Raw genomic sequence first — 5,789 nt, 5'->3', positions numbered from 1 at the left:
GTCTTCTTCTTCGTCTTCAGGATCTCGGTCACCGCCTTGCGCCCGAGCTTCATCAGCTCGCGCTCCAGGCTCCTGACGCCCGCTTCGCGGGTGTAAGTCTGGACGATGGCGCGGATCGCGTCCTCACCGACGGAAAACTCCTTCGGCTGCAGCGCGTGATCGCGGATCACCTTCGGCATCAGGTGCCGCTTGGCGATCTCGATCTTCTCGTCCTCGGTGTAGCCGGCGATACGGATGATCTCCATGCGGTCCATCAAGGGCGCCGGGATGTTCAGCGTGTTCGCCGTCGTCACAAACATGACGCTCGACAGGTCGTATTCGACCTCGAGGTAATGGTCCATGAACGTCGAGTTCTGTTCCGGATCGAGGACCTCGAGCAACGCCGATGACGGATCGCCACGGAAGTCCTGGCCCATCTTGTCGATCTCGTCGAGCAGGAAGAGCGGGTTGGACTTCTTGGCCTTCTTCATCGACTGGATGACCTTGCCGGGCATCGAGCCGATATAGGTGCGCCGGTGACCACGGATCTCGGCCTCGTCACGCACGCCGCCAAGCGCCATGCGGATGAATTCGCGACCAGTCGCCTTGGCGATCGACTTGCCGAGCGAGGTCTTGCCGACGCCGGGAGGGCCGACGAGGCACAGGATCGGCCCCTTCAGCTTCTTCTGGCGGCTTTGCACGGCGAGATACTCGACAATGCGCTCCTTGACCTTGTCGAGGCCGAAATGATCGGTGTCGAGCACGTTCTGCGCGAACGCCAGGTCCTGCTTGACCTTGGAGTTCTTGCCCCACGGGATCGACAGGATCCAGTCGAGATAGTTGCGCACGACGGTCGATTCAGCCGACATCGGCGACATCGTCCGGAGCTTCTTCAACTCGGCTTCCGCCTTTTCGCGGGCCTCCTTGGAGAGCTTGGTCTTCTTGATGCGCGCCTCGATCTCGGCGGCCTCATCGCGGCCGTCCTCGCCCTCGCCGAGCTCCTTCTGGATCGCCTTCATCTGCTCGTTGAGGTAGTATTCGCGCTGCGTCTTCTCCATCTGGCGCTTGACGCGCGAGCGGATGCGCTTCTCCACCTGCAGGACGGAGATTTCGGCTTCCATGAAGCCCATCGCCTTTTCCAGCCGCTCCTTGACCGAGAGCGTGGCCAGCATTTCCTGCTTTTCAGGGATCTTGATGGCGAGATGCGAGGCGACCGTATCGGCGAGCTTGGAGTAGTCGTCGATCTGGCTGGCGGCACCCACCACTTCGGGCGAGATCTTCTTGTTCAGCTTGACGTAGTTCTCGAAGTCGGTGACGACCGAACGGGCCAGCGCCTCGACCTCGACCTCTTCCTCTTCCGGCTCGACCAGCGCCGCGGCGCGGGCTTCGTGGAAGTCGGGACGGTCGGTGAACGAGACGATTTTCGCGCGCGAGGCGCCCTCGACCAGAACCTTGACGGTGCCGTCGGGCAGCTTGAGCAATTGCAGCACATTGGCGAGCGTGCCGATGTCGAAGATGGCATCGGGTTCGGGATCGTCGTCGGCGGCATTCATCTGGGTGGCAAGCAGGATCTGCTTTTCCTGACCCATCACCTCTTCCAGCGCCTTGATCGACTTCTCACGCCCGACGAAGAGCGGAACGATCATGTGCGGAAACACCACGATGTCGCGCAGTGGGAGGACTGCGAAGACGCCGTCGCTGGGTGCCTTGGATACTTTGGCCATTGTCCAACCTTTCATGTCGCGGCCGCTAATTGAGCCAACCGCGAATCTTATATTAACGACCGGGGATCGTTCCGCCTACCACCGTTTGTGACGGGAGTTTTACAGCACAGAAATCGGGCACCTCGGCCTTCTCCGATTAAGTGGATGCACGGCGCCCAAAGATCAAGTGTCGAACAGGCCCGGAAATTCACACTTAACCACATCGCAATTCGTATTTCCTAGACATGCGTGATGAGCTTGCTCGATTACGCCCCTCGATTGCAGCCTGAATATGACGCCTCCGAGGTGCGACTGCGCATGCGTCTCTCCCGCAAGCGATCTCTGGCCCTGCTGGCCGTCGTCATCTTCACCGCTGCGGCTCTTTTGTTCATCTACACCACCGCTGTCGATCCAGATTGGCACCCGAAACGCATTCGCGGCAAAGGTGCTTGGTTAGTGCTGCTGCTTTTTCTACTACCTGTTCTCTGGCGCGCCATCGCATTGTGGACGTTCGGCGGCGTCGCAGCACTGGGATTGATCATGAGAACCGTTCGCCTCGCCGATCGGCGGATCGACTACGTCATTGGGCCGGACGGAATTACCAATGTCGGGCTTTTCTATTCGCGTAGGGTCGCTTGGAAATACATCGATAGGATCGAGGTATACAAAGACCGAAATCTGACGAGTGCTTGGGTCAAGCCGGTACGCGGCCACAGAATTGATGTCGTCGAGAGATTTCCAGGAACGTCGAGGCTGCACCTGTTTCGGGCGGGCTCCATTCTGATCCCACTGGAATTGGTCGACCTTTCAATCGACCAATTCGCCGACATCGTGCATCGTTTCCGACCGGGTTTAGCGGTCGGCGACTGATCTGGGTCCGCACCAACGTCAATCAAGCGCTGGCGCCACCGTTTCAATCCACCAAAAGGAAACGGCGCCCGTAGGCGCCGTTCCATAAAAGTATGGGCCAGATGCCATGTCAGGCGCTGACATTGCCCTTCTTTTCCTTCTGCTCGGAGTAGATGTAGAGCGGCCGGGCACTGCCGGTCACCACCTCCTCCGAAATCACCACTTCGCGCACGCCTTCGAGTGCGGGAAGTTCGAACATCGTGTCGAGCAGGATCGCTTCCATGATCGAACGCAGGCCGCGCGCGCCGGTCTTGCGCTCGATGGCGCGCTTGGCGATGGCCGAAAGAGCGTTCTCGTGGAAAGTCAGGTCGACATTCTCCATCTCGAACAGCCGCTGATACTGCTTGACCAGCGCGTTCTTCGGCTCGGTCAGGATCTGGATCAGCGCCGGTTCGTCAAGGTCTTCCAACGTCGCCAGGACCGGCAGACGGCCGACAAATTCGGGGATAAGACCGAACTTCAACAGATCCTCGGGCTCGACCAGACGGAAAACATCGCCGGTGCGGCGATCTTCCGGCGAAGCGACGATGGCGCCGAAGCCGATCGACGTCTTGCGGCCGCGATCCGAGATGATCTTGTCCAGCCCGGCGAAGGCGCCGCCGCAGATGAACAGGATGTTGGCTGTATCGACCTGCAGGAACTCCTGCTGCGGGTGCTTCCTGCCGCCCTGCGGCGGCACGGAGGCGACGGTGCCTTCCATGATCTTCAGAAGCGCCTGCTGCACGCCCTCGCCCGACACGTCGCGGGTGATCGAGGGATTGTCCGACTTGCGCGAAATCTTGTCGATCTCGTCGATGTAGACGATGCCGCGCTGGGCGCGCTCGACATTGTAGTCGGCCGATTGCAACAGCTTCAGGATGATGTTCTCGACGTCCTCGCCGACATAGCCGGCTTCGGTCAGCGTCGTCGCGTCAGCCATGGTGAAGGGCACATCGATGATGCGGGCCAGCGTCTGCGCAAGCAGCGTCTTGCCGCAACCGGTCGGACCGATCAGCAGGATGTTGGACTTCGCCAGTTCGACATCGTTGTTCTTGCCGGCATGCGCGAGGCGCTTGTAGTGGTTGTGGACCGCCACCGACAGCACGCGCTTAGCGTAGGGCTGACCGATGACATAGTCGTCGAGAACCTTGAGGATCTCTTGCGGTGTCGGCACGCCTTCGCGCGACTTCACCATCGAGGTCTTGTTCTCTTCACGGATGATGTCCATGCAGAGTTCGACGCACTCGTCGCAGATGAAGACCGTCGGACCGGCGATCAGCTTGCGCACTTCGTGCTGGCTTTTGCCGCAAAACGAGCAGTAAAGCGTGTTCTTGGAATCGCCGCTGTTGTTGCCGACCTTGCTCATTTTCATGTCCTTTCATGGCCGCCCGCCGATGGTCTGGCTGAAAGGGCGCATACTCTATCTATCGCGGGAATCCGCCGCCGCCAGTCCGGCTCCCGCAACGCATTCCGTACGAAACACAAATCAGAAAACGTGGCAATGATTCGCGACAACCCCGCATAAAGCTAAGCCGCCGAAACTCAACATAGCCTTAACGTAGGCAATCCTGTCCCCCGAGGGAACAGCCAATTGTGGCCGAAATGCCGCAAGACGCGCCAAAAGCGCGTGATGGTGCCATCCAACTGCCAACTTGCCTTTATGCCAGCGCCCCTTCGGCCGCCTCGCGCGACGAAATGACCTTGTCGATGAGGCCGAAATCCTTGGCTTCGTCGGCGGTCATGAAATGGTCGCGGTCGAGCGTTTTCTCGATCTCTTCGTAGCTCTTGCCGGTGTGCTTGACGTAGACCTCGTTGAGGCGACGCTTCAGCTTGATGATATCCAGGGCATGGCGCTCGATGTCGGACGCCTGGCCCTGGAAGCCGCCGGAAGGCTGGTGAACCATGATGCGGGCGTTCGGCGTGGCAAAGCGCATGTCCTTGTGACCGGCGGTCAGGAGCAGCGAACCCATCGAAGCCGCCTGGCCGATGCAGAGCGTCGACACGGCCGGCTTGATGAACTGCATGGTGTCGTAGATCGCCATGCCCGAGGTGACGACGCCGCCCGGCGAATTGATGTAGAGGTTGATTTCCTTCTTCGGATTCTCGGCTTCGAGGAACAAAAGCTGCGCGCAGACCAGCGTCGCCATGCCGTCCTCGACCGGACCGGTGATGAAAATGATGCGCTCCTTGAGGAGGCGCGAGAAAATGTCGTAGGCCCGCTCGCCGCGATTGGTCTGTTCGACCACCATCGGAACGAGGTTCATGTAGGTTTCGACGGGGTTCTTCATCAGATATCTCTTATCTCGCGGTGGGATTCCGGCGCCGGGAATGCCGGCAGATCGGGCAGAATCGGTTCTGGATCGTTATTCCGTAGATAGGATGCCGGCTCGTCCTTGTGCAAGGCCGACCCCTCCTAGCCATCTGGGTAAGTCGAATCAAGGTTTCTGACCAAGGATTCGCGGCGGCGGATGCTTCCGCGGGTCCGGAGCCGCATGGCCGACCACGCAAGGTAGCAGTTTCTTAACCGCGTCACTTAACGAAATGCGCCGAAACCGCTTTTTTCCGAGACGGCTTCCTCTACAATTCAACGTTGAACTTATGCGTAGAGTTCAACAGGGGAAGTGTCATGCCCGGGAAAACCGCATGCTTCACCATCGCCGGGCTGACCATGCTCGGCACGATTTCGCAGACGACGGCCGGCGGCCGAGCCGTCGAATGTTATGAGCCGGTCCGCAGTCCGGCCGTGTACGACACGGTCTATGAAGACGTGATGATCAGTCCGCCCGGTCAGCAGGTCGACTATATCGCCCCTATCTATGGCACGCGCGAGCGCGTCGTGATGACCGTTCCGGCGCAAGTGACCTACCAGATCGTGCCGGCCGTCACCCGCACGGTCTATCGTACGGTCCGGATCGATGGCGGCGGCTATTCCTGGGAATGGCGCGTCGTCCATGGCCGCAAGGTGCTGTGCAAGGTCTGGCACAAGGCGCGCTACGAACGTGTCGCCAAAACCGTGGTGATCCAGCCCGAACGCACGCGACGCGTGGTCATCCCCGCTCAACACGACAGGATCGCCCAGGAGGTGCTGGTGCGGCCGGAGCAAAGGCGCGTCATCGATGTTCCCGCCTCCTACCAGACCGTCGCGCGTCGTGTGCTGGTTCGCGAGGGTTCATCGGGCTGGCGGCGGGTGCATATTCCCAGGCATTGCCAGGATTAGGT

5 protein-coding genes are annotated in these 5,789 nt (G+C 60.0%); 2 read left to right on the top strand and 3 right to left on the bottom strand.

Annotated features, from left to right (window positions below; genetic code table 11):
- A partial coding sequence (gene lon / locus EOD15_RS27255; protein WP_127409012.1) for an endopeptidase La occupies positions 1-1,703 on the bottom strand: 1,703 nt, incomplete at its 3' end.
- A gap of 231 nt (positions 1,704-1,934) precedes the next feature.
- Here lon and EOD15_RS27250 point away from each other — a divergent pair.
- The gene (locus EOD15_RS27250) at positions 1,935-2,552 is read left to right on the top strand and encodes a hypothetical protein (RefSeq protein WP_127320391.1); all 618 of its coding nucleotides are present in this window, start codon (positions 1,935-1,937) and stop codon (positions 2,550-2,552) included.
- Between the two features lie 109 nt (positions 2,553-2,661).
- Here EOD15_RS27250 and clpX read toward each other — a convergent pair whose 3' ends face one another.
- Positions 2,662-3,936, bottom strand: coding sequence for an ATP-dependent Clp protease ATP-binding subunit ClpX (gene clpX, locus EOD15_RS27245; RefSeq protein ID WP_023759839.1), 1,275 nt, complete (start codon positions 3,934-3,936; stop codon positions 2,662-2,664).
- A gap of 292 nt (positions 3,937-4,228) precedes the next feature.
- Positions 4,229-4,858, bottom strand: a complete 630-nt coding sequence (gene clpP / locus EOD15_RS27240) for an ATP-dependent Clp endopeptidase proteolytic subunit ClpP (protein WP_013532191.1) — start codon at positions 4,856-4,858, stop codon at positions 4,229-4,231.
- Between the two features lie 338 nt (positions 4,859-5,196).
- Here clpP and EOD15_RS27235 point away from each other — a divergent pair, with 338 nt between their 5' ends.
- Positions 5,197-5,787: a hypothetical protein gene (locus EOD15_RS27235; protein ID WP_127320390.1), complete on the top strand. Its 591-nt coding sequence runs from the start codon at positions 5,197-5,199 to the stop codon at positions 5,785-5,787.
- Positions 5,788-5,789 lie beyond the last annotated feature (2 nt).

This window comes from Mesorhizobium sp. M7A.T.Ca.US.000.02.2.1, assembly GCF_003996995.1.
GTDB lineage: Bacteria > Pseudomonadota > Alphaproteobacteria > Rhizobiales > Rhizobiaceae > Mesorhizobium.
The sequence above is the reverse complement of the archived record's forward strand: the minus strand, read 5'-3'. Positions and strand labels throughout refer to the sequence as shown.